The following is a 1,509-nucleotide window of genomic DNA, read 5'->3' as shown; positions in this document are numbered from 1 at the left end:
CCTACGTTCGCACGCAGAAAGTCTGGAACCTTTACTGGATGCGGGCTAGCGAGAAGTGGGAGCTGTACTCGGAAGAAAGAACCCTCGCCGCAGCGCTTAACCAAGTGCGTGATGATATTCACAGCTGCTTCTTTGGCTAAGTGGCCGGAAGAGACGTTCGGGTGAGGTCGCAGAGATTTTAATAACAAGGATTTCAAACGAGTGAATTTAATTTATCTGTTACACAGACAGGAATTATACAAGAGTCGAAGGACTATTTTGAGGCAAAAGCAGACTCAATCGTGACTGTAGGAACAAATATTGAGGGAGACCAGCTAATGACTTTGATCTTCCTAAATAATTATCCTGTAGTTGTCAGCGAGGAAGGCGTACTTAATGTTAACAGCATTGAAAAACGTAGAGTGGCTGCCATTACCTTGGGTCAGGGTCAGGCGAAAAAATTCTATGAATCATTAAAGTCCATATTCGAATCTGAATAATACCAGGATAAATCAATGACCATAGGAAGCGCATCCTCGCTTGATCGGCAAGGAAAATTACTAGTTGCCTACAGTAATGATGACGGCTCTACCATTGGCGTTGAGTTTGCAGCAACTACCCAAAAAGTAGCTACAGCAGTTTTCGGTATTTGCGCCTCGACCCTTGGAGAAAGCACAGGAAGACTTGTTTCATCAGCTGCTTCGAGCGATACTTTAATGAAATCAACAGATGGAGGCGACAACATGGAAACGCGGATAGCAGTTCTTGAAGCTGACGTTGCGCACATCAAAAAAGACGTTTCAGACTTAAAAGCTAAAGCTTCTTCTATCGAAACTATCGTTAATTCAGTCGATAAGAACATGGCCGTAGTGCTTGAGAGACTAGATGGAATTAAAGAATCTCTTTCAAAAAAACCATCTACTGATGCTGTAGAGAAACGCATATCTGACGCAAAACTTGCAATCATTCTGACTGTGCCAGCAATTATTGCCGTGGGCACCGCGCTATATAAAGGTGCAATGTTCTTGTATCACCAAGGATAATCACTAGAATATAAACAAACCCGGCCACCGAGCCGGGTTTTTTGTGCCTGTAATAAAATCATGTATGCGAAATTCCTATCGCCGGTTAAATGACCGGCTTTTTTTTCGACCACATATTGCCAGCCTAAACTTTTGTGATAATGTTAAATGGTATGACTGTGATGTGGTCATGCATCCATACTGACTTATTGATATCTTAGATTTTGATATCATATTTATCGCTTAACCCGCTCTTATGGCGGGTTTTTTGTGCCCGTCACTCACCAAATTCTACAAAGTAGACCTTGCTAACGTTCGCTTTTCGATCAACTATCATTTCGCAAATAATAATATAGTTTACGTAGCCTCTTTACCGTTCGCCTAGCTCCCACATGTCTCATGCATCCGGTTAGGCGAGCGGTTTTTTACCTGTGATTTGGCTTTGTTGAATAAATCGGATTTAGATAAAAGCTCCCCTCGTCGCTGACTTTCTCAGGCAATCCTTACG

The 1,509-nt window shown here is 42.5% G+C and carries 3 protein-coding genes; all 3 read left to right on the top strand.

All coding sequences use genetic code 11. The features are described from left to right. The coding region (locus J8X26_RS26730) for a DUF3024 domain-containing protein (protein WP_208952552.1) at positions 1–140 on the top strand (140 nt) is incomplete at its 5' end. 141 nt (positions 141–281) lie between these two features. Beyond that, entirely contained in the window at positions 282–479 is a 198-nt protein-coding gene (locus J8X26_RS26725) for a hypothetical protein (protein WP_208952551.1), read from the top strand. Positions 480–494: 15 nt separating this feature from the next. Continuing rightward, complete coding sequence (locus J8X26_RS27845; RefSeq protein WP_244370886.1) at positions 495–1,022, top strand: hypothetical protein; 528 nt, start codon at positions 495–497, stop codon at positions 1,020–1,022. Positions 1,023–1,509 lie beyond the last annotated feature (487 nt).

This window comes from Rahnella sp. ChDrAdgB13 (genome assembly GCF_017655185.1).
Lineage (GTDB): Bacteria > Pseudomonadota > Gammaproteobacteria > Enterobacterales > Enterobacteriaceae > Rahnella > Rahnella contaminans.
Note: the sequence above shows the minus strand (reverse complement) of the source record. Positions and strands in the feature narration are given on the sequence as shown.

Excerpts from the sequence above, each read along its gene's own strand:
- J8X26_RS27845 (WP_244370886.1), top strand. The coding sequence starts at position 495 with ATGACCATAGGAAGCGCATCCTCGCTTGATCGGCAAGGAAAATTACTA.